Source organism: Streptomyces globisporus (assembly GCF_003501885.1).
Lineage (GTDB): Bacteria > Actinomycetota > Actinomycetes > Streptomycetales > Streptomycetaceae > Streptomyces > Streptomyces globisporus_D.
On record NZ_QWFA01000092.1, the window covers coordinates 1 to 22,885 of the forward strand.

Annotated in this window: 27 protein-coding genes and 1 pseudogene; 15 read left to right on the plus strand and 13 right to left on the minus strand. The window is 72.0% G+C overall.

Annotated features, from left to right (window positions below; translation table 11 throughout):
- The coding region (locus D3105_RS18215) for a WD40 repeat domain-containing protein (protein WP_118904221.1) at positions 1 to 885 on the minus strand (885 nt) is incomplete at its 3' end.
- Here D3105_RS18215 and D3105_RS18220 point away from each other — a divergent pair.
- Positions 884 to 1,672 carry a GDSL-type esterase/lipase family protein gene (locus D3105_RS18220; protein WP_206272796.1) on the plus strand — a complete coding sequence of 263 codons (789 nt, stop codon included), beginning with the start codon at positions 884 to 886 and terminating at the stop codon, positions 1,670 to 1,672. The two genes, D3105_RS18215 and D3105_RS18220, sit on opposite strands and share 2 nt — an antisense overlap.
- Before the next feature lie 108 nt (positions 1,673 to 1,780).
- Here the strand turns inward: D3105_RS18220 and D3105_RS18225 are convergent, their stop codons facing one another.
- Complete coding sequence (locus tag D3105_RS18225) at positions 1,781 to 2,422, minus strand: TetR/AcrR family transcriptional regulator (protein ID WP_097990871.1); 642 nt, start codon at positions 2,420 to 2,422, stop codon at positions 1,781 to 1,783.
- A gap of 304 nt (positions 2,423 to 2,726) precedes the next feature.
- On the opposite strand from D3105_RS18225, the gene D3105_RS18230 reads away from it, so the two are divergent.
- On the plus strand, positions 2,727 to 3,653 hold the full coding sequence (locus D3105_RS18230) for a hypothetical protein (protein ID WP_118904222.1): 927 nt from the start codon (positions 2,727 to 2,729) through the stop codon (positions 3,651 to 3,653).
- Positions 3,654 to 3,913: 260 nt separating this feature from the next.
- Entirely contained in the window at positions 3,914 to 4,636 is a 723-nt protein-coding gene (locus tag D3105_RS18235) for a hypothetical protein (RefSeq protein ID WP_118904223.1), read from the plus strand.
- 111 nt (positions 4,637 to 4,747) lie between these two features.
- On the opposite strand, the gene D3105_RS18240 is transcribed toward D3105_RS18235, so the two are convergent.
- The gene (locus D3105_RS18240) at positions 4,748 to 7,030 is read right to left on the minus strand and encodes a glycoside hydrolase family 3 N-terminal domain-containing protein (RefSeq protein ID WP_118904224.1); all 2,283 of its coding nucleotides are present in this window, start codon (positions 7,028 to 7,030) and stop codon (positions 4,748 to 4,750) included.
- 136 nt (positions 7,031 to 7,166) lie between these two features.
- Here D3105_RS18240 and D3105_RS18245 point away from each other — a divergent pair, with 136 nt between their 5' ends.
- Entirely contained in the window at positions 7,167 to 7,766 is a 600-nt protein-coding gene (locus tag D3105_RS18245) for a TetR/AcrR family transcriptional regulator (RefSeq protein WP_118904225.1), read from the plus strand.
- A 28-nt stretch (positions 7,767 to 7,794) separates the two neighbouring features.
- Here the strand turns inward: D3105_RS18245 and D3105_RS18250 are convergent, their stop codons facing one another.
- The 3 genes from D3105_RS18250 to D3105_RS18260 all read right to left on the minus strand — a co-directional run bounded on the left by D3105_RS18250 (position 7,795) and on the right by D3105_RS18260 (position 9,412).
- On the minus strand, positions 7,795 to 8,133 hold the full coding sequence (locus D3105_RS18250; RefSeq protein ID WP_118904226.1) for a hypothetical protein: 339 nt from the start codon (positions 8,131 to 8,133) through the stop codon (positions 7,795 to 7,797).
- Positions 8,134 to 8,241: 108 nt separating this feature from the next.
- The gene (locus D3105_RS18255) at positions 8,242 to 8,430 is read right to left on the minus strand and encodes a hypothetical protein (protein ID WP_412080914.1); all 189 of its coding nucleotides are present in this window, start codon (positions 8,428 to 8,430) and stop codon (positions 8,242 to 8,244) included.
- Positions 8,431 to 8,509: 79 nt separating this feature from the next.
- The gene (locus tag D3105_RS18260; RefSeq protein WP_118904227.1) at positions 8,510 to 9,412 is read right to left on the minus strand and encodes a CPBP family intramembrane glutamic endopeptidase; all 903 of its coding nucleotides are present in this window, start codon (positions 9,410 to 9,412) and stop codon (positions 8,510 to 8,512) included.
- 467 nt (positions 9,413 to 9,879) lie between these two features.
- Here D3105_RS18260 and D3105_RS18265 point away from each other — a divergent pair, with 467 nt between their 5' ends.
- Positions 9,880 to 10,665 carry an SAM-dependent methyltransferase gene (locus tag D3105_RS18265; protein ID WP_118904228.1) on the plus strand — a complete coding sequence of 262 codons (786 nt, stop codon included), beginning with the start codon at positions 9,880 to 9,882 and terminating at the stop codon, positions 10,663 to 10,665.
- Here D3105_RS18265 and D3105_RS18270 read toward each other — a convergent pair.
- Positions 10,638 to 11,048: a hypothetical protein gene (locus D3105_RS18270; RefSeq protein WP_240646940.1), complete on the minus strand. Its 411-nt coding sequence runs from the start codon at positions 11,046 to 11,048 to the stop codon at positions 10,638 to 10,640. The two genes, D3105_RS18265 and D3105_RS18270, sit on opposite strands and share 28 nt — an antisense overlap.
- A 124-nt stretch (positions 11,049 to 11,172) precedes the next feature.
- Here D3105_RS18270 and D3105_RS18275 point away from each other — a divergent pair, with 124 nt between their 5' ends.
- Positions 11,173 to 11,505 carry a type II toxin-antitoxin system PemK/MazF family toxin gene (locus D3105_RS18275; protein WP_118904229.1) on the plus strand — a complete coding sequence of 111 codons (333 nt, stop codon included), beginning with the start codon at positions 11,173 to 11,175 and terminating at the stop codon, positions 11,503 to 11,505.
- A gap of 22 nt (positions 11,506 to 11,527) precedes the next feature.
- Here the strand turns inward: D3105_RS18275 and D3105_RS18280 are convergent.
- Positions 11,528 to 11,782: pseudogene (locus tag D3105_RS18280) on the minus strand (hypothetical protein); the annotation flags it as partial.
- On the opposite strand from D3105_RS18280, the gene D3105_RS18285 reads away from it, so the two are divergent.
- The 4 genes from D3105_RS18285 (at position 11,740) to D3105_RS18300 (ending at position 14,042) form a co-directional block, all read left to right on the plus strand.
- Positions 11,740 to 12,021 (plus strand): Scr1 family TA system antitoxin-like transcriptional regulator, encoded by a 282-nt coding sequence (locus D3105_RS18285; protein ID WP_240646941.1) that lies wholly within the window; start codon positions 11,740 to 11,742, stop codon positions 12,019 to 12,021. The pseudogene D3105_RS18280 and the gene D3105_RS18285 overlap by 43 nt on opposite strands.
- A complete protein-coding gene (locus D3105_RS18290) occupies positions 11,964 to 12,137 on the plus strand; it encodes a DUF397 domain-containing protein (protein ID WP_118904240.1) in 174 nt (57 codons plus the stop codon). Before D3105_RS18285 ends, D3105_RS18290 begins: the two co-directional genes overlap by 58 nt.
- 49 nt (positions 12,138 to 12,186) lie before the next feature.
- The gene (locus D3105_RS18295; protein ID WP_240646942.1) at positions 12,187 to 12,594 is read left to right on the plus strand and encodes a DUF6336 family protein; all 408 of its coding nucleotides are present in this window, start codon (positions 12,187 to 12,189) and stop codon (positions 12,592 to 12,594) included.
- 173 nt (positions 12,595 to 12,767) lie between these two features.
- Complete coding sequence (locus tag D3105_RS18300) at positions 12,768 to 14,042, plus strand: APC family permease (protein ID WP_118904231.1); 1,275 nt, start codon at positions 12,768 to 12,770, stop codon at positions 14,040 to 14,042.
- A gap of 73 nt (positions 14,043 to 14,115) precedes the next feature.
- On the opposite strand, the gene D3105_RS18305 is transcribed toward D3105_RS18300, so the two are convergent.
- On the minus strand, positions 14,116 to 15,120 hold the full coding sequence (locus D3105_RS18305; protein ID WP_123947582.1) for a DUF2599 domain-containing protein: 1,005 nt from the start codon (positions 15,118 to 15,120) through the stop codon (positions 14,116 to 14,118).
- Positions 15,121 to 15,178: 58 nt separating this feature from the next.
- Positions 15,179 to 15,616, minus strand: a complete 438-nt coding sequence (locus tag D3105_RS18310) for a hypothetical protein (protein WP_118904233.1) — start codon at positions 15,614 to 15,616, stop codon at positions 15,179 to 15,181.
- 278 nt (positions 15,617 to 15,894) lie between these two features.
- On the opposite strand from D3105_RS18310, the gene D3105_RS18315 reads away from it, so the two are divergent.
- The 3 genes from D3105_RS18315 (at position 15,895) to D3105_RS18325 (ending at position 19,079) form a co-directional block, all read left to right on the plus strand.
- Positions 15,895 to 16,764 (plus strand): helix-turn-helix domain-containing protein, encoded by an 870-nt coding sequence (locus D3105_RS18315; RefSeq protein ID WP_118904241.1) that lies wholly within the window; start codon positions 15,895 to 15,897, stop codon positions 16,762 to 16,764.
- Complete coding sequence (locus tag D3105_RS18320; protein ID WP_006126586.1) at positions 16,739 to 17,545, plus strand: SAM-dependent methyltransferase; 807 nt, start codon at positions 16,739 to 16,741, stop codon at positions 17,543 to 17,545. Before D3105_RS18315 ends, D3105_RS18320 begins: the two co-directional genes overlap by 26 nt.
- 88 nt (positions 17,546 to 17,633) lie before the next feature.
- On the plus strand, positions 17,634 to 19,079 hold the full coding sequence (locus D3105_RS18325; RefSeq protein ID WP_118904234.1) for a PucR family transcriptional regulator: 1,446 nt from the start codon (positions 17,634 to 17,636) through the stop codon (positions 19,077 to 19,079).
- Positions 19,080 to 19,098: 19 nt separating this feature from the next.
- On the opposite strand, the gene D3105_RS18330 is transcribed toward D3105_RS18325, so the two are convergent.
- The 3 genes from D3105_RS18330 to D3105_RS18340 form a co-directional block, all read right to left on the minus strand.
- Entirely contained in the window at positions 19,099 to 19,428 is a 330-nt protein-coding gene (locus D3105_RS18330; RefSeq protein ID WP_118904235.1) for a nuclear transport factor 2 family protein, read from the minus strand.
- 79 nt (positions 19,429 to 19,507) lie between these two features.
- On the minus strand, positions 19,508 to 20,404 hold the full coding sequence (locus D3105_RS18335) for a LysR substrate-binding domain-containing protein (RefSeq protein ID WP_118904236.1): 897 nt from the start codon (positions 20,402 to 20,404) through the stop codon (positions 19,508 to 19,510).
- A gap of 41 nt (positions 20,405 to 20,445) precedes the next feature.
- The gene (locus D3105_RS18340; RefSeq protein ID WP_118904237.1) at positions 20,446 to 21,207 is read right to left on the minus strand and encodes an SDR family oxidoreductase; all 762 of its coding nucleotides are present in this window, start codon (positions 21,205 to 21,207) and stop codon (positions 20,446 to 20,448) included.
- A gap of 202 nt (positions 21,208 to 21,409) precedes the next feature.
- Between D3105_RS18340 and D3105_RS18345 the strand changes: the two genes are divergently transcribed.
- Together D3105_RS18345 and D3105_RS18350 are read left to right on the plus strand one after the other, a co-directional pair.
- A complete protein-coding gene (locus tag D3105_RS18345; RefSeq protein ID WP_118904238.1) occupies positions 21,410 to 22,204 on the plus strand; it encodes an SDR family oxidoreductase in 795 nt (264 codons plus the stop codon).
- A 45-nt stretch (positions 22,205 to 22,249) separates the two neighbouring features.
- Positions 22,250 to 22,885: serine/threonine-protein kinase (locus D3105_RS18350; protein ID WP_133305690.1), on the plus strand; the 636-nt coding region annotated here is incomplete at its 3' end.

Consider the following 22,885-nt stretch of genomic DNA (forward strand, 5'->3'; position numbering starts at 1 on the left):
TCCTGCGGGCTTCTCCTGCTCCTGGCCGCTCCCGGACCCGCCGCCCTCCACCTCCACCCGGACGACCTCACTGCCCGCCCCCTCCGAGCCGAACATCAGGGCCGAGCCGTCCGCCGTGTACGTCACGGACTCGGCCTGCCGCTGGAACGGGGCGGCGACGGACCGGTCCTCGCCGAGGCGGCCGTTCTCGAAGGCGTACTCGCGGGCGCTGAAGTACGAACGCAGCACCAGACGCTTACCGTCGGGCGAGAAGGCGCCGTCCGTGACCCACGGCACCTCGTCGACCCTCCGGAACGTGTTCACGGCCCCGACGGTCAGCTTCGCGGGCCCTTCGTAGAGGCCGCCGCCGTCCTCGTTCTTGGAGGCGATGTAGACGCGGCCGGTCTTCGGGTGGACCATCAGCGCCTCGGCGTTGCGGGCCCCGTCGGCGTACTTCACGTCGTACTGGACGGCGTCGACGGTGGCGTCGCGCAGTTCCTTCGGCTCGGGGAAGCGGTAGATCCAGACGTGGCTCCACGAGCCGTCCAGGTTGTCCCCGATGTCACCGACGTAGATGTGGCCGTCAGGCCCGATGGAGACACCCTCAACGTCCCTCGGCTCCCCCACGCCCCGCATGGTGATGGTCGCGAGGGTCTTTCCCGTGCGGGAGTCGACGGCGAAGACGTAGGGGCCGTCGTCGCTGTCGTTGTGCGTCCAGTAGACGCCGGGGTGGGCGCGGCTGGCGGCGAGGCCGCTGGACTCGGTGATACGGGGGTCCTCGATCGTGAAGTCACGGTCGGGCCGCCCGTCGTCGGCCACGGCGGGACCGGCCCCGGCGAACAGCAGAAGCGCAGCGGCGAGGGCGGCAGCACGGGTGCCCGTCGGGCCGGTCGGATACGAACGCATGGCCCAAGTGTCCATCGTCACGTCGCAGGCCGGAGCCGTGATCGGCCATGATGACGCCATGCGTTTCCTCTTCGTCGGCGATTCCATGACCATCGGGCACGCCGGCGACTTCACCTGGCGTTACCGGATGTGGCAGCACCTGGAGGCGTTCCCCGCCCTCCCGTACGAGATCGTCGGCCCGCGCTCGACGCTGTACGACGCCGGGGCGGACGCCCCGCTCTCCCACGCGTACGCCGACCCGTCCTTCCCGCCCGCCGCCCGCCGCCATCTGTCCGGCTGGGGCGAGGGCTGGCTGCACATGGCCCCGGTGATCGCGGAGGCGGTGCGCGAGACGGACGCGGACGTCCTGCTGGTCTCGCTGGGCCTGATAGACCTCGGCTTCTACACGGACGCCGAGCAGACGGCGGCGAACGCCCGCGCGTTCATCAGGGCAGCCCGCACGGCGAACCCTCGGCTGCGCATGGTCCTGCTCCCGGTGATACCGAACATCCGGGCCGAGACGGACGCCCACTTCGCCGCCTCCTGCGCCCGCTTCAACGAACTCCTGGCCAAGGCGGTGGCGGACCTGGACACCCCCACTTCCCCCCTCCTGCTGGCCTCACGCCCGCCGGGCTACGACATCCACACGGACACGTACGACGGCACGCACCCCGGCCCCAGCGGCGAACACCTGCTGGCGGCGGCGTTCGCGGACGCGATGCACCAGGCGTGGGGGCTGGGCGGCCCGTACGCGGTCGGGCCCGCGGCGCGGGTGCCGGCGCAGGTCTCGGCCCCGGCCCCGGTCTGACGCGCGGCCGTCATCGGACCGGCTTCACTTCCGGAAGGTCGACAACGCCGCTGCGCGCCGCCCATCAGGGCCTCGGTGACCCGGACCACGGCCCGCACGGGCCGACCCTCACCCGCTCCGCTGCGACCCGAGCATCGTCAGCGCCAGCTGGGTCAGTTCGCCCGAGACCTCGCCGGGGCGGGCGCGGCGGCAGCGGCGGGCGTGGTGGGCCATCAGTTCGTGGACCGTGCCGACCATCACCATCACGTCGACCCGGTGATCCCGGTCCTCCGCCTCGCCCCGGTCCACCGCCCGCTCCGCCTCCCCCGTCAGGAACTCCGTCCACAGCGCCCGCCAGAGCTTGCAGTGCTCGTCCACCACGGCGCTCACGCCCAGCACTTCGACGAACGTCACGCGGGCCTCGCGCGGATCGCTGGTGACGGCCTCCACGTACGCGTCGAAGAGCAGCCGGACCCGTTCCTCGATCGAGCACTCGTCGATGCCCTCGGTCAGCAGGGCGCGCTCGGCCGCCCGCAGGCCGGTCGTCGTGACCCGGTTGTGGAGGGCGATGAGCAGCCCCTCCCGTGACCCGTACTCCTGGCGCAGCACCTCGATCGGCACACCGGCCGCCTCGCACACGTCGTGCTCGGCCGTCGCCCGGTATCCGTTGCCGCCGTACAGCTCCCTGGCCGCTTCCAGAAGTTGTTCCCGCGCCTGCGTGCGCGCGGCGTCCCCGGGCCCGGTCCGCTGAACCGTCCAGCTGTCCGCCACCGGTCCTCCTTGAGCGCAAGGTGCGGGAGAGGGGCCTGCGCGCCTCTGCACGAACCGCCGCCCCATTGTGCTCGCCCCACCGCCGTCCGGACGGCCGCGCCACACCCGTACGGGGTAATACCCGTACGCGGAAACGCTTCTTCTTTACGCGCCCGATTTGCGCGCCCCGAGCGGGCGCCGGGCGCACTCGGAGCAACACCGACCCTGCGTTGAACGCGTTCAAACAGCTCTGACACGATGACGGCAGCTGCCGCCCCGAGCGGGCGTGCCGCACAGACATCGGCGTGCGCGAGGGGGACTGACGATGGAGAAGTCAGGAAGACCGGAGAAGAAGCGGCTCTTCGGGCTGTCGCTGCTGCTCTCGATGCTGGTGCTGATCCTGGAGGGGATGCTCGCGGTCGTCGTGGCCGTCGTGTACGGCATCACGCGGGAGTCGCCGAACGCAGGCGGCGGCTCGGCGATGTTCATCCTGTTCCTGCCCGTGGTCGCGGTGTTCGGGATCATGGTCGCGGGCGCCGTGTCCGTGGCCCTCGTCTTCCCGGCCGCCCGGCTCGGCGACGTACTGGGACGCAGGCTCGGCGGGCGTGAGGCGTGGTGGTGGGTTCCGCCGGCCGCGGCGGCCGTCTCCCTCGCGCTCGTCGGGTCCGTCGTCGCGGTGTCCGGCGGCGCGGACCCTGCCGCCGCCGCTGTGGGGTGGTTCCTCACCACGGCGACCATCACCGTCCCGGCACTGCTCTGGCGCTCGCGCCGGGAGCGGATCTTCAAGCCGGTGATCCTGGGGGGCGTGGCCGCCGTCGTACTCACCGCCGTCCTCGGCGGTGTCGGTCTGGGGACGGGGGTGCTCAAGGAGTACCGGCCACCGGCGCTCGCCTCGGCGGACATCGTCGGACGCTGGTCCGACGGGCAGGGCGGGACGGTCACCTTCACGGCGGACGGGCACGTCACCGCCGTGGACATCGACGACGACCTCGGCGGCTGGGGCCCGGAGGGCGACTCCACGGATCCGGACCGTCCGGAGGGCGCGGACTCCCGCTGTTCGGGGCAGGGCACCTGGACGTACGAACCCGGCGGGGGCACCTGGTCGCAGGAGGTGGACGTCACCGTCGACCCGTGCGGCTTCGACCTCTGGTATGTCGGCGGCACGGCGAGTCGGCCCACCCTCTACCAGTACATCGGCGACCCGGACTCCTGGGACCTGTACGTGCTCACCAGGACCGACGGCGGCCCGTGACGGCACCGGGCGGGAAGCCGTGGAGTGCGCCTGCGGGGACGGCCACTCCGGCCGCTCCAGGAACCGACGGAAGCCGACCGTCACATTCGCGGTACGAGTCCTTCCCGACTGAGCCACCATCACCCGCACAGAACGCACGGAACGCAAACCGGAATATCCCGTTCTCCGCCCTTCGCGCCTCTTTTGGCCGCGCTCCCTCGGGGTCACAACGGCCTCCTCGGCCGCACAGGGTTGTCACAGGCGCAACTTAGGCTCCGCTTATGCGTATCTCGAAGAACCTCATCGGGCTGGCCGCCGTCGGCATTCTCGTGGCCGGCTGCGGCTCCTCCTCGGGCGACGACTCCGCCCGCACCTCCGGGTCGGGGGGCGCCGCCGGCAAGGCCCCCAGCGAGGAGGCCAAGGCTCCGGAGCCGGGCGCGGACCTCGCGGTGCCGGTGACCGGTCCGCAGGCCGACGTCGTCGCCTCCAGCTCGGACCCGAAGCTCAAGGTCCTCCCGAAGCCCGCCAACGGGGCGTCGTTCACCGAGAAGGTCGAGCACAAGCTCCAGGAAGACCTGCTCGGCCGCCTCAAGGTGCCGGGGAAGACCAGTGCGAACTGCCCCGACGGGGTGACGCAGAAGGCCAGCGCCGTCAGCATCTGCAACGTGACCTACGAGGGCGCGACCGTCCCGTACGAGATCGAGATCAGCGAGAAGTACAAGCCGGGCAGCTTCCTGACGTTCTACAACAGCACCCCGAAACAGGGCCTCCTGGTCGCCAAGAACGCCTACGACCGACTCTGGACCTCCCACAAGGGCCGTACCGACATCAGCAAGCTCTCCTGCGAAGAGCTGCCGGTGGCGAAGGCCGTGGACGAGGAGACCGAGACCGGTTTCCACTGCCAGTACTGGGGCAAGTACGCGGGCGACGACGGCAAGGGCGGCTTCGTCAAGCTCGGCATCAAGGTCAACCGGCACAACGTGGACTTCTTCGAGGTCCGCTGACGCCCCCCGGCAGTTCCAGAACCCCGGGCCGCACCGACGGGACCGCTCCCGCGATCGCGCGCGGGGCGGTCCCGCCGGCGGGCGCCGCCGCCCACCGTCCAGGGCTCAGGCTCAGCCCTTGACCGTGAACTCCCCTCTCAGCAGTACCTCGTCCCGGGACGACGGGCCCACCAGCAGTTCGAAGCGGCCCGGCTCCACCGTGCGTACGCCGTCCGCGTCCACGAGCGTGCAGTCGGCCACCGGCAGCTCGAAGGGGACCTCGCGCGACTCCCCCGGGGCCAGCGCCACCTGCCGGTAGGCCTTCAGCTCCTTCTCCGCCCAGGTCACCGACGTCACCGTGTCGCTCACGTACACCTGGACCGTCTCCAGTGCGGGCCGCGCGCCCGTGTTGGTCACCGTGACCCGGGCCCGTACGGTCTCCGACTCGTCGACCACCGCCGTCAGCACCTCCAGGTCCGTGTAGGCGACCGTCGAATAGCTCAGCCCCTCGCCGAACGCGAACGCCGGGCGCTGGGTGAGGTCCGCGTAGCGCGTACCGTGCTGGCCGCGCACCTGGTTGTAGTACGTCGGCTGCTGGCCCGCGTGCCGGGCGAAGGACAGCGGCAGCCGCCCGGTCGGCTCGATCAGCCCGAGGAGCAGTTCGGCCACCGCCCGGCCGCCGAGCATGCCCGGGTTGGCCGCGTACACGATCGCCGCCGCGTCCAGCGCGGACGGCGGCAGCACCAGCGGCTTGGAGCTGATGACCACGACGACCAGCGGCTTCCCCGTGGCTGCCAGCGCGTCCAGCAACGCGACCTGGTCGCCGACGAGTTCGAGGGTGGCCGTGGACTTGCCCTCGCCGATCAGCTCGATCCGGTCGCCGACGACGGCCACGACGTGGTCGGCGGCCTCGGCGGCGGCGACGGCCTCGGCGATCAGCTCCGCATCGGGGGCGGCCGGGTGGACGACCTCGGGGCGGGGCTGCCCGTCGGGGAAGAACTCCCCCTCCGGGTCGGGCCCGACGTCCAGGATCCGGGCGCCGGGCGCGTACGAGACGGTCCAGTCGGCGGGCACGTGGTCGCGGAAGCCGTCGAGGACCGTACGGATCATGGCGCGCGGCTGGCCGTCCGGGAGCCAGTCCGCCTGCCCGGAGGAGCCCGCCCAGTCGCCCAACTGGGTCTGCGCGTCATCCGCGTTGGGGCCGATGACCGCGACCGTACGGGGGCCGGGTCCCGTGGCCCGCCCCTCCCCTTTGACCTCCAGGCCGCCCGCGAACGGCAGCGTGCCGTCGTTCGTCAGCAGCACCAGCGAGCGGCGGGCCGCCTCCAGGTTCAGCGCCGCGTGCGCCCCGGTGCCGATGACCTCCGCCTGCCGGTCGGCGTCGGGGTGGCGCGGGTTCTCGAAGAGGCCGAGCTCGAACTTGAGCGTCAGGATGCGGCGTACGGCGGCGTCGATATCCGTCTCCGTCAACTGGCCCTGGGCGACCGCATCCTGGGCACCCTCGAAGAAGTTCGGCGTGGTCATCACCATGTCGTTGCCCGCGCGGACCGCAGCCGCCGAGGCCTGCGCGTAGTCGGCGTGGACCTTCTGCTCCCACACCATGCGGCCGACGTTGTCCCAGTCGGTGACCAGGGTGCCGGTGTATCCCCACTCACCGCGCAACACCTCGTTCAGCAGCCAGTTGTTGACGGTGATCGGCACGCCGTCCATCGACTGGTAGCCGAGCATGAAGGTCCGGCAGCCCTCCTTCGCGACCCGCTCGAACGGCGGCAGGAACCAGGAACGCAGCTTGCGGCGCGAGATGTCCGCCTCGCTGGCGTCACGGCCTCCCTGGGTCTCGGAGTACCCGGCGAAGTGCTTGGCGCAGGCCAGGATCGCGGTCGGGTCGTCCAGACCCTCGCCCTGGTAGCCGCGCACCATCGCGGAGGCCAACTCACCGATCAGGAAAGGGTCCTCGCCGAACGTCTCGCTCACCCGGCCCCACCGCAGGTCCCGGGTGATGCAGAGCACCGGCGAGAACGTCCAGTGCACCCCGGTCGCCGCGACCTCCACCGCCGTCGCCCGCGCGATCCGCTCCACCAGCTCCGGGTCCCAGGTGGCGGCCATCCCGAGCTGCGTCGGGTAGATCGTGGCCCCTTCCCAGAAGGAGTGCCCGTGGATGCAGTCCTCCGCGACGAGCAGCGGGATGCGCAGCCGGGTCCTCGCGGTGAGTTCGGCGGCCTCGCGCACCCGCGCCGGGGACGCGTGCAGGATCGAGCCCGCGTGCAGGTCCTCGACGAGGTGCCGCACGCCCTCCTTGGCGTTGAGCTGGAGCATCTGGCCCACCTTCTCGGGCAGCGTCATGCGCCCGAGGAGGTCGGCGACCCGCTCCACGACGGGCAGCGCGGGGTCGAGATACGGCGGCTTGAGACCCACAGGACTTCCTTTCACGACGGCCACGACGGCACTCGCAGTACCGTACGCTCAATCCCGACCGCTTGGTAAGTATTCACCCCTGTGAGAATCTGGGGCGGAACGAGAGAGGCGTGGCGATGACAGCGGGTGAATACGCGTGACCCCGGGAACGCAGCGCGGCTATGCCAAGGGCCGGGCCAAGCGGACCGAGATCCTCGACCAGGCGATGACCCTGTTCGGCGAGGCCGGCTACCGGGGCGCGTCGCTGCGCGTCATCGCCACCCGCTGCGGCATCTCCCACCCGGGGCTCCTGCACCACTTCCCGACGAAGGAGGCGCTGCTCCTCGCGGTCCTCCAGCGCCGCGACGACGTGGACGACGAGTGGCTGGCGCTCGGCGTCACCCGGGGCGTGGACCATCTGCGCCGACTGGTGGACCTCGCCGAGCTGAACGCCAAGCGGCGCGGGATCGTCGAGCTGTTCTCGGTGGTCGCGGCGGAGGCCACGGCCCCCGACCACCCGGCCCACGCGTACTTCGAGGCCCGCTACCGTACGTCCGTCGCCAACACCGAACGCGCCTACGTCCAGGCCCGGGAGGCGGGCGAACTCCGCGACGACATCGACCCGTCGGCCGCCGCGCAGCAGCTCATCGCGCTGATGGACGGCCTCCAGATCCAGTGGCTGATCAGCGACTGCACGACGGACATGGCGGGGGTGCTGCGGGCGCACGTCCGCGCGCAGCTGACCGTGGAGTTCTGAATCCGAACCGGTCCGATCGCCGCGCTCCTCAGCCGAAGGCGACGCCCAGCAGATACGGGGTGAGGGTCAGCGTCAGCGCCAGCGACCAGTACGGGCCGGGGGGCGCGGCAGCCAGCAGCCTGCGCCGCATCCACAGGTTGAGCAGGGTCCACAGACCTCCGAAGCAGGCCACCACCGGGACGACGATGACCAGCCACAGCCACATGCCGTCGTTCTCGGTCGGTTCCCGATCCGTCCACCCCAGCTCCGCCAGGGGCCCGTTGGACAGCACGTACCAGATCAGGAAGGCCGGCACGATGGCCGGAATCCCGAGCAGCAGGTTCGCCGCCACCGGGACGCAGGACTTCCACAGCCGCGTACTCTCCACGATTCCCCCGGTCCTGGTTCAGGTCGGCCGCTCGGCCGATCCTGTCGCGTCAGCTTTCCACGGGGCCGGGGCGTGCCCCCAAGCGGCCCTCCGCGCTCCTCGGCGCCCTCACCGGTCCAAGTACTCCGCGCACCGCAGCGGCCCCAGCTCCGGGCCCTCCCCCGGGCGGATCGTCACCTCGACATCGTCCTCCCGGACCTCCGCCTCCCGTACGGACTGGAAGCTGGCCGGCGTGCAGACCAGTTGCCCGGTCGCCCGGTCCCGGGCCTGCGCCCGGTACGGCCCCTCCGGCGTCACCGTGACGCGCGGTCCGTCCCCGGTGCGCCTCGGTCGAGGACGTACGGGCGGTGCTGGCCGTACGGTCAGCCCCGGGGGGTCAGGGGCTCACCCGCTCGATCCCGCGGCGGTCGGCGATCCGGGCCACGGTGAGGCAGTACAGCGGGGCGAAGACGAGCTCGGCGACCATGGCCTGCCAAGGGGCGTCGGCGGCGGTCTCGGTGCTGGCGAGTTCGCCGAAGCCGGCCGCGAGGCCGAAGGCCAGCAGGTTGTTCGCGACGTGCATGACGATCACGGCTTCGAGTCCACCGGTACGGATCACGAGCCAGCCCCACCACAGGGCCGAGTACAGCAGCAGGAGGAATCCGGAGAGCTCGCCGAACCCGTGGGCCAGGGCGAAGAGCAGGGACGCGACGGCGACGGCGGGCCAGGGCGTGCGCGCGACGCGGCCGACCACCTGGACCAGCCAGCCCCGGAAGACGTACTCCTCGGCGGCGGCCTGGAACGGGACGAGCGCCAGGATCACGGCCAGGCTCAGCAGGAAGACGGGCCACCCCGGGAAGCCGCTCCCCGACTCCCCGACCGGCTCGTCGTTCCAGGTCCACGCGATGAGCACGCCGATCTGCACGGCCATCAGCGGGAAGCCCACGGCGGCACACCGCCCGAGCCAGCCCCAGCGCAGCCGCCCGACGACGGAGGACACGGTCCCGGCGGGCCGCCGGCCGATCACGCGGGCGCCCCACAGGACGATGGGTATGGCGATCGCGATGCCGAGGAGCTGGACGACCAGATCGGCGACGGGGTCCTCGAAGAACCGGTCGCTGTCCGGGTCCGCGGGGGTCGCGTCCAGCAGTTCGGCCAGGACCAGGCCGACGATGCTGACGACCACGACGGCCAGCAGGACCAGCCCCACGACGGCGGACAGCTCGCCGATCCAGCCGAACCGTCCGCCGTGCCCGTTGCGCCCCTGCTCGTCGTAGCGGGACCCGGAGGGCGCCCGCACCGGCCCGGTCGGCGGGCGGCTCCACTCCGGGGGTCTGTCCCAGCCCTGCCCGCTCTGCGAGGCCGGCCAGGCCGGGGCGGGCGGGGGCGGCGGCTCGGCCGCCGACGACGGCGGGGCCCAGGGTGACGGGCGCGGCGGCTCGGGTGCCGACGACGGCGGGGCCCAGGGCGACGGCGGAGGCGAGGAGGACGAGTGCGGCGGCTGGGGCACGTCAGGGTTCACACCGCCGATCCTGGGCGGGCAGGGCGTACGAGGTCAAAGCGTCGACCGGCGCGGGTGAGCAGACTCACGGCCACCGCAACGCCACGGTCACGGGTGGATCGAGAAACAGCACACGAGGGAACCCGTGGCCGGATCCTCCCCTCCCAGCCTCCGCCGACGATCGAACACCCCTGCGTGCGGCTGGTGTTGCTGTGGCAGACTGCGTCAACTGATTGGTCCACACCACGCGTTATCTGGAGTTCGGTATGACGGCACAGGCGCCTCACCCCCCGATCGACACCAGCAAGCCGCACTCGGCCCGGGTCTATGACGCACTGCTGGGTGGCAAGGACAACTACCCGGTGGACCAGCAAGTCGCCGAACTCCTGCCCATCGAGGCGAAGGTCGGCGCCCGGCAGCAGCGCTCCTTCATGAACCGGGCGACGGCCTGGCTGGCGGGCGAGGGTGTGACGCAGTTCCTGGACATCGGGACGGGCATCCCCACCGAGCCGAACCTGCACCAGACGGCGCAGGAGATCCGCCCCTCCGCCCGGGTCGTCTACTGCGACAACGACCCCATCGTCCTGCGCCACGCGGAAGCGCTGCTGGTCAGCCGCCCGGAGGGCGTGACGGACTACGTCCACGCGGATGTCCGCGAGCCCGCGATCATCCTCGACGCGGCCCGCGAGACCCTGGACTTCGACCGCCCGATCGCCCTGTCACTCCTCGGCCTCCTCCACTTCCTCCCCGACGCCGAGAAGCCGATCGACATCATCCGTACGTTCACCGACGCCATGGCGCCCGGCAGTTACGTCGTGCTGTCCCACGGCGCGTCCGATGTGAACGAGGAGATCGGGCAGCAGAGCGAGGACGAGTACAAGAAGGGCGGCATCCAGCTGGCCCTGCGGAGCCGCGAGGAGTTCTCGCGGTTCTTCGAGGGCCTGGAGATCGTCGCGCCCGGCCTGGTGAAGGCCCCGGAGTGGTTCAACGGAACGCCCGCGCCCACCCAGGAGTTCAGCGGCATCTACGTGGCCGTGGCCCGGGTCCCGTAACCGGAAGCGACCTCGTTCGCCTGGATCTCGCTGGCAACGCGCTCCCGCCAGGTGGGCGGCGGGGGCGCGGGGTGGGCCTCGGCACGGGCCATCAGGTCGGCCCAGTGGGCGCGTTGCTGCTCACGATGGCAGGGCCCACAGGTGGTGACCCACGACTCGTGCGGCCGGAACAGGTGCACCTCGCCGGGCCCGTCGCAGGCGATGAGGGGCAGGGGCAGAGGCGACGGCGGAGGCGTGGACTCCGCCGTCCCCTCCGGCCTCGGGGGCAGCTTCTCCACCATCCGGTGTGCCAGGAACCCGAAGGCCGTACGCACCCCTTCCGCCGGCAGCGCGCTGCTGAGCGCCGGCGCAGATCCCCGGCGCTCACGCCCTGCCGCAGCCAAGACCTGGACGGTTCGCCACCCGCACAACGCGGCACGCGGAGCATGATGTTGGAGATCACGCTATCGCAGAACGTGACGCCTCGATCACGCTCCGTCCGCCCACCTTCCTGCGTCAGGAGGACACGTGCAACGTGGCGAAATCTGGTGGGTGGAGTACGACGAGCGGCGGCCGGTCGTGCTGCTGTCGGGGGACGACGGGTCCGGGATCCGGGTGATGCAGGTCGTCGCTCCTGCGGGCGTCGACATCAGCGGTCTCGCCATCGAAGTGGCCGTGGGCGCCATGGAAGGACTGCCCTGTGAAGGCGTGCTGCGGTTCGCGTTGCCGCGTCCGGGCCTCACCCCCTGCACGTGGCTGACCACCGTGTCCCGGGACGACCTGACAGAGCGGGCGGGCGCCCTGTCCTCAGCGAAGCTCGGCGAGATCGAGGACGCCCTCAGCCTCGGCGGACTCGCATAGGCCGGGGCATCGGCAGCCTCGCTCACTCCCTCACGGCGCACCCCGCCCGCAGCCAGGCCATCTCGTGCAACAACGCACCGTCCACGAAGGGATCCTGGGCCGTGGGCCGCGACCGCCAGTCCAGCGGCCAGGTGCCCCCGCCCAGCGCGGGCACCCCGACGAACGCGTCCCCGCGACGGCTCCGGCTCATCGCCTCCAGCCCGGGAGGCCACCGGTGCTCGGCGGCGGTCCCGGGTGCGAGCAGGAAGTACATGCTGCGCTCGCAGACCGCTGCCCGACATCAGCTTCGTCATGGAGATGATCGTGCCGACCCGGCCGATCGGCGGCCGTCGTGTGATGAAGGCCCAGCTCCATCACCTCGCCGAGGTGGCGCGGCTACGGCACGTGCGCATCCAGCTGATGGACCCGGACCGCGAGGACCACGCGGCGCTGGACGGCCCCTTCGTCCTGCTGGAGACCTGGCGCTCACCTGGTCCAAGTTCACGTACAGCGGCAGCCAGGGCGGCGACTGCGTAGAGGTCGCCACCTGCCCCCACACCGTCCACATCCGCGACTCCAAGGACCTCACCGTCCCCGCGCTCGCCGTCTCCCCCGACAGCTGGACGTCGTTCGTCGAGTTCGCCGCGTCGTAGCGACCGGCTCGACGGCGCGGGGACGACAGGGGGCACGCACATGGTCCGCATGAGCAGAGGTACGGACGGGGTACTCGAACCGCGTCTGCGGCTGGGCAGTGTCATGGCGCGCGGCGCGGCGTACGGCGCAGGCGCCGCGGTCTGCGTGGTGGTCGCCGCGTTCGTCGTGCGGGATCACGACGCCCGTGTCGACCTGCTGGAAGCGACCACCTATCCGGGACTGCTGACCGGCGCGGTCTTCCTGGTGACCGGGCTGTTCTTCTGGGCGTGCAGCCTCGGTGACATCCTGCGCTGGCGTGACTTCTTCACGACCACCCATCCCAACGACGTGGTGTCCGTCGTCGGACCGTCCCTGGTCCGCACCGGTGTCTTCCTGCTCGTACCCGTTCCCTTCGCCTTCGGCCTGGGCCGACTCGTCACATCGGCGGAGTACGGCTTCTGGCTGTGGGGTGCCTGAGGCCACGCGGGCCGCCCTGTGTGCTGCACGACGCAGCACGCGGGGCTCATGACCGCCACCGCGCAGGTTCACGCGCCCCCGATGCCCTCACGGCCTTCCCTTCCCGGTGAAGGATTCACCTCGATCGCTTATCGTGCGGCGGACCGCAGAACACGTTCGCAAGGAGACAAGCCGTGAGCAGCAAGCCCCCGCGCGGAGCCTCAGCCGCGGCCCCGGGCGAACTCCAGCGGCACATCGGCGTGCCGGACGCGGTGATGATCGGCCTGGGGTCGATGATCGGCGCCGGGATCTTCGCCTCGCTGGCCCCCGCCGCCCGCGCCGCCGGGTCCGGCCTGCTGCTCGGACTCGCCCTGGCCGCCGTCGTCGCCTACTGCAACGCCACCTCCTCCGCCCGGCTCGCCGCCCTCTACCCGGCCTCGGGCGGCACCTACGTCTACGGGCGGGAGCGGCTCGGCCCCTTCTGGGGTTACCTGGCGGGCTGGGCATTCGTCGTGGGCAAGTCCGCCTCCTGCGCGGCGATGGCGTTGACCGTCGGCTCCTACGTCTGGCCGGGCCAGGCGCACGCGATCGCGGTGGCCGCCGTGGTGGCCCTGACCGCGGTCAACTACGCGGGCATCCAGAAGTCCGTTCTGCTCACCCGCGTCATCGTCGCGGTCGTCCTGGCGGTGCTCGCCGCCGTCGCGACCGCCTCCCTGACGTCCGGCGGGGTGGATGCGGCCCGTCTGGAGATCGGCGCCGATGCCACGGCGGCCGGTGTGCTGCAGGCGGCCGGGCTGCTGTTCTTCGCCTTCGCCGGTTACGCCCGCATCGCCACCCTCGGCGAGGAGGCCCGCGACCCGGCCCGCACCATTCCTCGCGCGATCCCGGTCGCCCTGGGCATCACCCTCGTCGTCTACGCCCTCGTCGCCGTCTCCGTCCTCCTCGTCCTCGGCCCCGGCGGACTCGCCTCCGCCGAGGCCCCGCTCACGGACGCCGCGCGGGCGGCAGACGCCGGCTGGCTCGTCCCCGTCGTACGCGTCGGCGCGGCCGTCGCCGCCCTCGGCTCGCTGCTCGCCCTCATCCTCGGCGTCTCCCGCACCACCCTGGCCATGGCCCGCGACCACCACCTCCCCCACGCCCTGGCCGCCGTGCACCCGCGCTTCAAGGTCCCCCACCGGGCCGAGCTCCTCGTCGGCGCCGTCGTCGCCGTGGCGGCCGCGACCACGGACGTACGCGGGGCGATCGGGTTCTCCTCTTTCGGCGTCCTGGCGTACTACGCCATCGCCAACGCCTCCGCCTGGACCCTGACCTCCGCCGAAGGCCGCCCGGCCCGGATCATCCCCGTCGCCGGCCTGGCCGGCTGCCTCGTCCTGGCCTTCGCCCTCCCGCTGCCCTCCGTGATCACCGGAGCTGCCGTCCTTCTCACCGGCGCCGCCGCGTACGGTGTCCGCCGGGCGGTGTCCCGGTAGCCCCGCCCGGCCGGCGGGACCGTGGCCTGGCTGGTCCCGCAGCCGGTCTGCCTTTCGTCGGGAGCCCGTCTGCTCAGTCCCAGTTGCACTGGGTCCGCAAGGCCTCCCCGGCATCCCAGGGGATGTCCGAGCGCCATGCCTCCAGGTCCCAGGTCGGACCGCCGAAGCGCCCGCCGCCGGGCTTGGGGAAGGCGAACGCCGCGTGGCAAAGGAGTTGCTTGGAGAGGGAGTTGACCTCGGTCTGGGTGGCATTGCGGAGGTGCGGGGTGTTGACCCACACCTGCCGCCAGTTCTCCTGCAGGTCGTCGTCCGCGTCCTCGAATCCGGCCTCGGTCGGAGTGACGTGAACAGAGCGTTTGCCGTTGGCCAGGTTCGTGAAGACCTCGGTCTGCTCGACCCACGGCTCGTTGGTGATGCCGAGGTAACCGACGCATTCGCTGTGGCAGGTCTCGAAGGAGCTGGCCTGGCCGGGGCTCCACAGCAGATACCGGTCGTTCTCGAAGCGTTGACGTACCCCCGTGTTCTCGGGGAGATTGCCGCCGACCTTCACCGCCGGGTACTCGTCCGTCACCGGGTAGCCGAAGTCGCCGCCTTCATGCCCCCACTGCGCCCACAGTTCACCGATCCGGCCGCCCACCGCATGCGCCCCGTTCGTCCTCGTGGGGTGCCAGTAGTACGTCCCGCCCTCGAACTGCTGTCGTACGCCCGCACCGTCCGGGTTCCTCAGCTCGTCGCCGACCGGATACCCGAGCTTGCCCCGCTCCCAGCCCTGGCCCGCCCAGCTGTCGCGGATCTCGCCCCACACCGGATGCGCGCCCGTCCAGGCCGACCAGTAGATCGAGCCGCCCTGGAAGTGTGTGTACGCCCCTTGGCCGTCGGGTGTCGTCAGCTCCGGTGTCGTGGGACAGCCCAGGGGAGATCTCTCCAGGCCGCCGGTCTCCTTGTACTTGGCCAGGATCGCGCCGCGTACGACATGGCCGCAGATCGTTTCGTCCGCCGCCGCGGGGGACGCCCCCGAGAACAGCGCGGCCACCATGCCGGCTGCGACCAGTAAGGCCGCCCGTGCTCGTCTTCCCACCGTGATTCCCTCCGAAGCGGTCGTGAGCCTCCAACACGCTGCCCACCGACCGAGGGGATCAGTCCTCCCGGCCCTCCGGCGTCGTCGACCGCACCAACGAGACCGGCTCCGTCTGCTGGTTGGAGGCGGAGACGCGGGTGGTGTGGCGGGTGAGGCGCAGGCCCATCGCCGTGAGGACGTCCGTGTCGTAGAGCGCGCACAGCAGCGCGGCCGCGTCCGGGAGCGGCAGCGGTTCCGTGGTGCTGTAGCCCAACTGCTCGGCCGTTTCCGGGTCGTCGAGGGCTGCCTGCCGGGCGTGGGCGAGCACCTGGTGGGGGTCGTCGACGACGAGTTCGTCGATCTGGATCCGCTGGGCGCGGACACGCAGGTCGAGCGGGCGGGGCTGGGCGGGCCTCGGAGCCGTGACGACGGACCGCAGTTTCGGGTGGACCAGAGGGGTCACGTCGGCCAGGCGGTTCAGCGGGGTCGGGCCGGTCAGGCCGGTCGGGTGGTTCATGCGGTGGGCTCCAGAGAACGGGCCGCCGGAACGACGGTGCACGGAACGGCAGAACGGGAGTGCGGCCACAAAGTACGGAGTACCCGTGGCAGGCGGACGGAGGGGTATGGGGCAAGATCGGCCCGGTCTTACCGAGTTGGCGTGCGATGGAGTCGGACATGCTTACCTTGGGAGCGCCGTGCGAGCGTCGCAAGGTGCGCTGTGTGCACTGTGCGCAGACTGCGCGGAATGTCGGACAGATCGAGCCGGAGCGGGACCGGAGCGGGAAGGGGGGAACCGTGGCGCGCGAACGGTCGGGCCGGACGGCACGGCACCTGGTCCTGGTGGCCCGCCTGCGGAACCTGCGGGAGGGCGCCGGCCTGTCCGTACCGCAGGCGGCGACGCAGTTGGGCTGGCACCCCTCGACGCTGCGGCGGCTGGAACAGGCGCAGACCTCCCTCGACGTGGGGCAGGTGTCCGCCCTGCTGGACCTCTACGGGGCCGGCGCGGCGGAGACCGACGACATCATGGGGCGGCTCAACGCCGCCAACATGCCCGGCTGGTGGCATCCCTGGCGGGACGCCATGGCCCCGTGGCTGATGGACCTGATGAGCGTGGAGTCCGCGGCCGGTGTCGTCCGCACCTGGCATCCGGCGCTGGTCCCGCTGCTGCTGCGCACCCCGGCGTACGCGATGGCCGTGGACGAGGTCATGTTCCCGGAGCGGGACGCGGCCGAGCGGCAGAGGCGCGCGGACTTTCTGGTGGAGCGTCAAAAACGGCTCCAGGAACAGCAGACCCGTCTCTGGGCCGTCCTGCCCGTCACCGCGCTGCGCTGCCAGGTGGGCGACGACGAGGTGATGCGCGAGCAGTTCGAGATGCTTCAACGGACGGCAGAGCGCGGGGATGTGACGATGCAACTGCACCCCGAGTACGCACCGCCGCACCCGCTGACCGGTGTCCCGGCGCTCTCCCTCTACCGGGTGGAGATCCGGGAGATCGCCGACCATGTGGTGCGGGAGGGCGGGTTGCCCGGCACGGCGGAGGTGTGGGACAGCCCCCACCCCGTGCAGACGTATCAGGGAATGCTGGACGTGTCGTGCGTAATGGCGATACGGCCGGCCCGAACCAGAGAGGTGTTACAGGATGAGTACGACCGGAAATGGGCCTGAACTGCCCGCGCAGATCGACACGAGCGTCGCGCACTCCGCACGTGTCTGGAACTACTGGCTCGGCGGCAAGGACAACTTCCCTGCGGACCGGGCGGCGGGCGACGCCTACCGGGGCAAGTACCCCCTGATAGAGACGTTCGCGAAGGAGTCCCGGGACTTCCTGCGCCGGACCGTCACCTATCTCGCCCGGGACGCCGGGATCCGGCAGTTCCTCGACGTCGGGGCGGGGCTGCCGACCGCGAACAACACGCACGAGGTCGCCCAGCGGATAGCCCCGGAGTCCCGGATCGTCTACGTCGACCACGACCCCCTGGTGCTCCTGCACGTCCACGCGCTGCTGACCAGCGCCCCCGAGGGCGCGACCGCCTACGTCGAGGCGGACATGCGCGACACCGAGACCGTCCTCACCGGGGCCGCCAAGACCCTGGACCTGACGCAGCCCGTCGCGCTCGTCATCAGTGACGTCCTCGGGCACATCGTGGACTGGGACGACGCGCTGTCCCTCGTGCGGCGACTGGTGGAGCGCCTGCCCTCCGGCAGCTACCTCTCGCTCAGCCACTCCACCGCCTCCGACGAGGCCCACCGGGCCGTCCAGGACGAGTACAACGCGAGTGGCGCGATCCCGTACATCTTCCGGGAGCCGGAGACCACGGTCGCGTTCTTCGACGGGCTGGAGATGGTGGAGCCGGGGATGGTGTCCTGGCCGAACTGGCGGCCGGACGCCAACACCGGCACCACCACGGCCCGGGCCGGCTGGGGCGCGGTCGCCCGCATTCCCTGATCCGCGCCCCGATCCCACCTCCCCAACTGCCGTGCCGCGTACGGGATACCGCCGTACGCGGTGCGCACGGCCCGCAGAGGCTCTCCCCATGAGCACCACAGGTACGACCGGCCACGAGGCCGCCTGCCCGGGCGGCGCCCGGCAGGCGCGGGAGACGACGGACCGGCTGCTGCGGGCGGCGACCCGGTCCGGTGCGCATCTGATCGCCGAGGCCGCGCTGCTGGTCCAGGGGTGGGCGGTGCTGGCCGACCCGATCGCCGGAGCCGTCTACAGCACCCCCGCCGCCGCGGCCGCCGACGGGGTGCACGCGGCCGCCGACCCGCACGGTCACCCGTACTGCCTCCAGCGCCCGGCCGCCGGAGCCGTCCTCGTCCTGGCCCCCGGCCCCACCGTCTCCCCGGAGCGGGCCGCCCGCGTCGCCACGACCACCGCGGCCCTCCTGGACGTGCGCGGGCAGCGGGCGGCGGAGCTGCGGGGCGAACAGATGCGGCTGCACACCACCCTCGTCCGGCTGCTGCTCGCCGGCCACACCACCGCCGTCGCCGACACCCTGGGCGGGAACAGGCTCACCCATGTCACCGTCTACCGGCTCACCGGCGCCGACGTCCCCACCGCCCACCAGGTCCTGTGGCGGGCCGTACGCCCCTCGCTCACCCCGCACGCCGACGCCTGCACCCTGATGGGGCGGCTGGACGGTGAACTCGTCGTCGCCGAACTCCACCGCGGCGGCGACGACGGCCGGGTCCTGCGCCTGGTCTCCCGGGTGAGCGAGCGCCACCACCTGCTGGCGGGCATGGCCGGGCCGCTGCCCCTGGCCGAGATGCCCACCGCCCACAGCGACGCGGCCGCCGCCCGGCACAGCGCCACCCCCGACCGCCGCGTCGTCCCCGCCGACGCCGTCGGCACCTCCCGGCTCACGCCCCTGCTGCCCACCGCCCCGTACGCCCGCTGGGCGGGAGCCGTGCTGCGCCCGCTGACGCCGGCCCACCAGCACCTGCTCCTCGTCTGGCTCCGCACCGGTAGCAAACCCCGCGCCGCCGCCGCGCTCGGTCTGTCCGCCGGTACGGTACGGGCCCGGATACGCGAGCTGTCCCGGCTGCTCCGTGCGGATCTGGAGGACGCCACCGTGCGGGCGCATCTGCTGCTCGCCCTGCGCGCGCCCGCCGACGACAGCGGGAGCGAGAACGGGAACGGCACCGCCCGGCTGGAGACGTTGCCGACCGGCCTCCTGGACACCGACGCGGCCCGGTCCTGGGCCGTCGGCCTGGTCGGCGGTCTGGAGCCGCACCTGCGGATCGCGCTGACCTGCTGGCTCGGCCACCACGCCCGGACCGCCCCCGCCGCGGCCGAACTGCACGTCCACCGCACCACCCTGGCCAACTGGCTCACCCAGTGCGCCGACCACCTCGCGCAGAACCTCGACGACGCCACCGTGCGCGCCGAGATCCACCTCGCCCTGCGGGCCACCCGGACCGGGCCCGACGACCCGGCGGCCCTCCCCCGGCGCGGCGGCCGCACCTACCGCCGCCTGTGACCGACGCCGAAAGGCAGGGTCAGGACGGCGCCTGGCCCGTCTCGAAGCGGCTGACGCGGTCGCCGGTGACCGTGAAGACCCAGCGGGTCCGCATCGTGCCCCAGGTGTCGTTCGTGTAGTCGACGACGAGGACGCGGCCGTCGTCGGAGGCCTCCACGACCTGCATACGGCCGTTGGCCTGCGGGGAGAAGATCTCCTTCTCCGTCCAGGCCGCCAGGTCCCGTTCGCTGCCGTCGTCGGACATGGTGGCGTCCTCGGTGAGGACATCGGCGAAGAAGGCGTCCTTGTCGCCCGCGTTCACCGCTGCGATGAACTTCTCCACCACCGGGTCGCTGATCGATGTGGTCATCGTGCTCCTCCTCCTTCTTCCTCCCGTTTCATCCCCTCACCGAGTCTCTGTCGGCGGGTTCACCCCCGCATGTCGTGCCTCACCGGTCCGGATGCCGTTCCCCCTCACCGGTCCGTTCGAGGAACAGGTCCCGGCCCGGGCACGTCGTGTGCGCGGGCCACAGCGCGTGGACCGGGACCTGGACGGGCGGGTCCAGGTCGATGACGTGGGCCGCGCCGCCCGCCCCCGGGCCCGGGGGCGTCGTGACGAAGGCGATGCGGCCCGTCGCGGTGACGGCGGTGACGGGCGGGGTGCCCTGGACCGGGTTGCGCCGGACGTCCGGTTCGACGCCCGCCTGACGGCACAGACCGATCAGGAGGTCCGTGTACGCCGACGAGCCCGCCTCGCCCCACACCGTGAGCGGCTCGCCCCGCAGGTCGGCCAGGGCCACCGCGGGGCGGGCGGCGAGCGGGTGCCCGGCGGGGACGGCGACCCGCAGGCGGTGTTCGGCGATCCGGGCCCGGGTCAGCCCGGAGCCGGCGGGCATGGCACGGCTCAGGCCCAGGTCGCAGGCGCCCGTGAGGAGTTGCTCGCGCAGTTCGTCGGGGAAGAGCTGGCGGACGTGGGCCTGTATGCCCTGCTCCTCCGTACCGGCCCGGGTCAGCAGCTCCACGACCTCCTCCGCCGTGACCGCCGGGGTGTGGCCGATCCGCAGATGCCCGGCCTGCCCACGCCCGATGCGGCGGGCCCGGTCCAGGGCGGCGAGCGCCTGGGCGCCGAGCGCCCGGGCGTCGTCGATGAGGGCCTGCCCGGCCGGGGTCGGGGTCACGTGCTGGTGGCCCCGGTCCAGGAGCCGGACGCCGACGTGCCGCTCCAGGGTGCGGATGGAGGTGCTGAGCGCCTGCTGGCTCAGGTGCAGCCGTTCGGCCGCCCGGGTGAACCCGCCCTCCTCGGCGACGGCGACGAGATGCTCCAGCTTGCGCAGGTCCAGGCTCACGCGGTCCTCTCCTCAGGCCGGCAGGGATCGGCGGACAGGGATCAGCGGACCGTGTAGCCGCCGTTGGCGAAGATCGTCTGACCGGTGATCCAGCCGCCCTCGGTGACGAGGAACGTGACCAGCGGTGCGATGTCCTCGATCTCCGTGAGCCGGCCGCCCATCGCCTGGGACTTGTGGAACTCCACCCGCTCCGGCGTCTCCTGCGGGTAGAAGAACGGCGTGTCCATCGGCCCCGGGGCCACATTGTTCACCGCGATCCCGCGCGGCGCGAACTCCTTGGCCGCCGCCCGGGTGAAGTGCTCCAGCGGGGCCTTGGCGCCCGCGTAGGTGGAGTACCCGTCCGTGAACGCGGCGAGCAGGGAGGTCACGAGACTGACGATGCGCCCGCCGTCGTTGAGGCGCGCACCGGCCTCCTGGAGGAAGAAGTACGCCGCCTTGGAGTTGATCGCGAACATGCGGTCGTACTCCTCCTCGGTCGTCTCGGCGATCGGCTTCCGCAACACCATGCCCGTGGTGTTCACGGCGACGTCCACCCCGCCGAAGGCGTCCAGCGCCTGGTCGAAGAGGCTCCGCACCCCCTCGACGCGGGTCAGGTCCTCGCGGACGACGACGGCCTGGGCGCCCGTGCCCCGTACGGCCTCCGCCGTCTTCTCGGCATCGGCGGCGGTGTTCTCGCCGTGGTAGTGGACGACGACGTTCGCTCCGGCCTCGCCGAGGGAGCGGCTGATCAGGCCCCCGAGGTTCTTGGCGCCTCCGGCGACGACGGCGGTCTTCCCGTTCAGCGACTGCTGCTGGGCACTCATGTGGATCCCTCTCTCCGAAATGTACTGTTCGTTGCGGTTTCCGTCGTCCACGCTAGGAGCGTGGGCCGCCGAGGGGAAACAGAAAGATCGCGTCGGCCCACCAGGAAGATGGGTCACCGCAGGTCAGAACAGGTCGGCGCGGGTCGCCGCGGTGACCGGAAACGTCATTGACGTACGCCTACGGGTCACGAAGGATCACCGCGTGACGACCCCCGCGCAGCCATCGGCCACCCCGTCCCGCCCCATCGCCCTGATCACCGGTGTCGGCCGCAGCATCGGCATCGGTGCGGGCATCGCGCGGCGGCTGGCGGCCTCCGGCTGGGACATCGCCTTCACCTACTGGACGCCGTACGACCGCCGTATGGAGTGGGGTGCCGAGCCCGGGGCCCCCGCGTCCATCGCGCAGGAGCTGGCGGAGGCCGGAGCCCGTACGGCGGCGATCGAGGCGGACCTCACCGACCCCGACGCGCCGGCCCGCATCTTCGACGAGGCCGAACAACGCCTCGGCGGACCCGTGACCGCGCTCGTCCTCTCGCACGCGGAGTCGGTGGACTCGGGGCTGCTGGACACCACCGTGGAGGCGTTCGACCGGCACTTCGCGGTGAACTCCCGGGCCAGTTGGCTGCTGATCCGGGAGTACGGTCTCCGCTTCCGCGGCGCACCGGGCACCGTCACCGGCCGGATCGTCGCGCTCACCAGCGACCACACCGTGGGCAACCTCCCCTACGGCGCCAGCAAGGGGGCCCTGGACCGCATCACGCTCGCCGCCGCGCACGAACTGGCCCACCTCGGGGTGACGGCGAACGTCGTCAACCCCGGCCCGGTGGACACCGGGTGGATGTCCGACGACCTGCGCGAGGCCCTGGTCCGGGGGACCCCGCTCGGCCGGCTCGGCACCCCGCGGGACACCGCCCATCTGGTGGACTTCCTGTGCTCCCCCGAAGGTCAGTGGATCAACGGCCAGTTGCTGAAGAGCAACGGCGGCGCGGCCGCCTAGAAGGTGTCTAATCTGGCCTGGTCCATGTAGTGCACAGGGGGTCGTATGCACAACGAAGACAGGGCCGGCAGAGCGGACGACGGGCAGGACGGGCGCCGCGCCGGCCGCCGGGCGGACGACGAGGGCCCCCGGACCGTGATCGACGACCGCTACGAGCTGCTGGAACGGATCGGCAGCGGCGGGATGGGCGAGGTCTGGAAGGCCCACGACCGGCGGCTGAACCGGTTCGTCGCCGTGAAGGGGCTGCTCGACCGGAACGCCATGACTCCGGGCACGCAGGCGACGGCGATGCAGCGCGCCCGGCGCGAGGCGGAGGCCATCGCCAAGATCGAGCACCAGAACGTGGTGACGGTCCACGACCAGGTCGAGACCGACCACCAGGTCTGGATCGTGATGAAGCTGCTCGAAGCACGGTCCCTCGCGGACCTGTTGAGCCGCGACGGGGTCCTCGCCGTGCCGCGCGCCGCGACCATCGGCCTCCAGGTACTCCAGGGGCTGCGGGCGGTCCACACGGCGTCGGTCGTCCACCGTGACGTGAAGCCGGGCAACGTCCTCGTCCGGGACGACGGCCTCGCGATCCTGGTCGACTTCGGCATCGCCACCTTCGAGGGCGCGGACCGGGTCACCCGCACCGGCAGCGTCATCGGCACCCCCTCCTACCTCGCCCCCGAACTCTTCGCC

Excerpts from the sequence above, each read along its gene's own strand:
- D3105_RS18230 (WP_118904222.1), top strand. The coding sequence starts at position 2,727 with ATGGAGAAGTCAGGAAGACCGGAGAAGAAGCGGCTCTTCGGGCTGTCG.
- D3105_RS18265 (WP_118904228.1), top strand. The coding sequence starts at position 9,880 with ATGACGGCACAGGCGCCTCACCCCCCGATCGACACCAGCAAGCCGCAC.
- D3105_RS18325 (WP_118904234.1), top strand. The coding sequence starts at position 17,634 with ATGAGCACCACAGGTACGACCGGCCACGAGGCCGCCTGCCCGGGCGGC.
- D3105_RS18320 (WP_006126586.1), top strand. The coding sequence starts at position 16,739 with ATGAGTACGACCGGAAATGGGCCTGAACTGCCCGCGCAGATCGACACG.
- D3105_RS18340 (WP_118904237.1), bottom strand. The coding sequence starts at position 21,207 with ATGAGTGCCCAGCAGCAGTCGCTGAACGGGAAGACCGCCGTCGTCGCC.
- D3105_RS18220 (WP_206272796.1), top strand. The coding sequence starts at position 884 with ATGGCCCAAGTGTCCATCGTCACGTCGCAGGCCGGAGCCGTGATCGGC.
- D3105_RS18295 (WP_240646942.1), top strand. The coding sequence starts at position 12,187 with ATGAGCAGAGGTACGGACGGGGTACTCGAACCGCGTCTGCGGCTGGGC.
- D3105_RS18235 (WP_118904223.1), top strand. The coding sequence starts at position 3,914 with ATGCGTATCTCGAAGAACCTCATCGGGCTGGCCGCCGTCGGCATTCTC.
- D3105_RS18310 (WP_118904233.1), bottom strand. The coding sequence starts at position 15,616 with ATGAACCACCCGACCGGCCTGACCGGCCCGACCCCGCTGAACCGCCTG.
- D3105_RS18330 (WP_118904235.1), bottom strand. The coding sequence starts at position 19,428 with ATGACCACATCGATCAGCGACCCGGTGGTGGAGAAGTTCATCGCAGCG.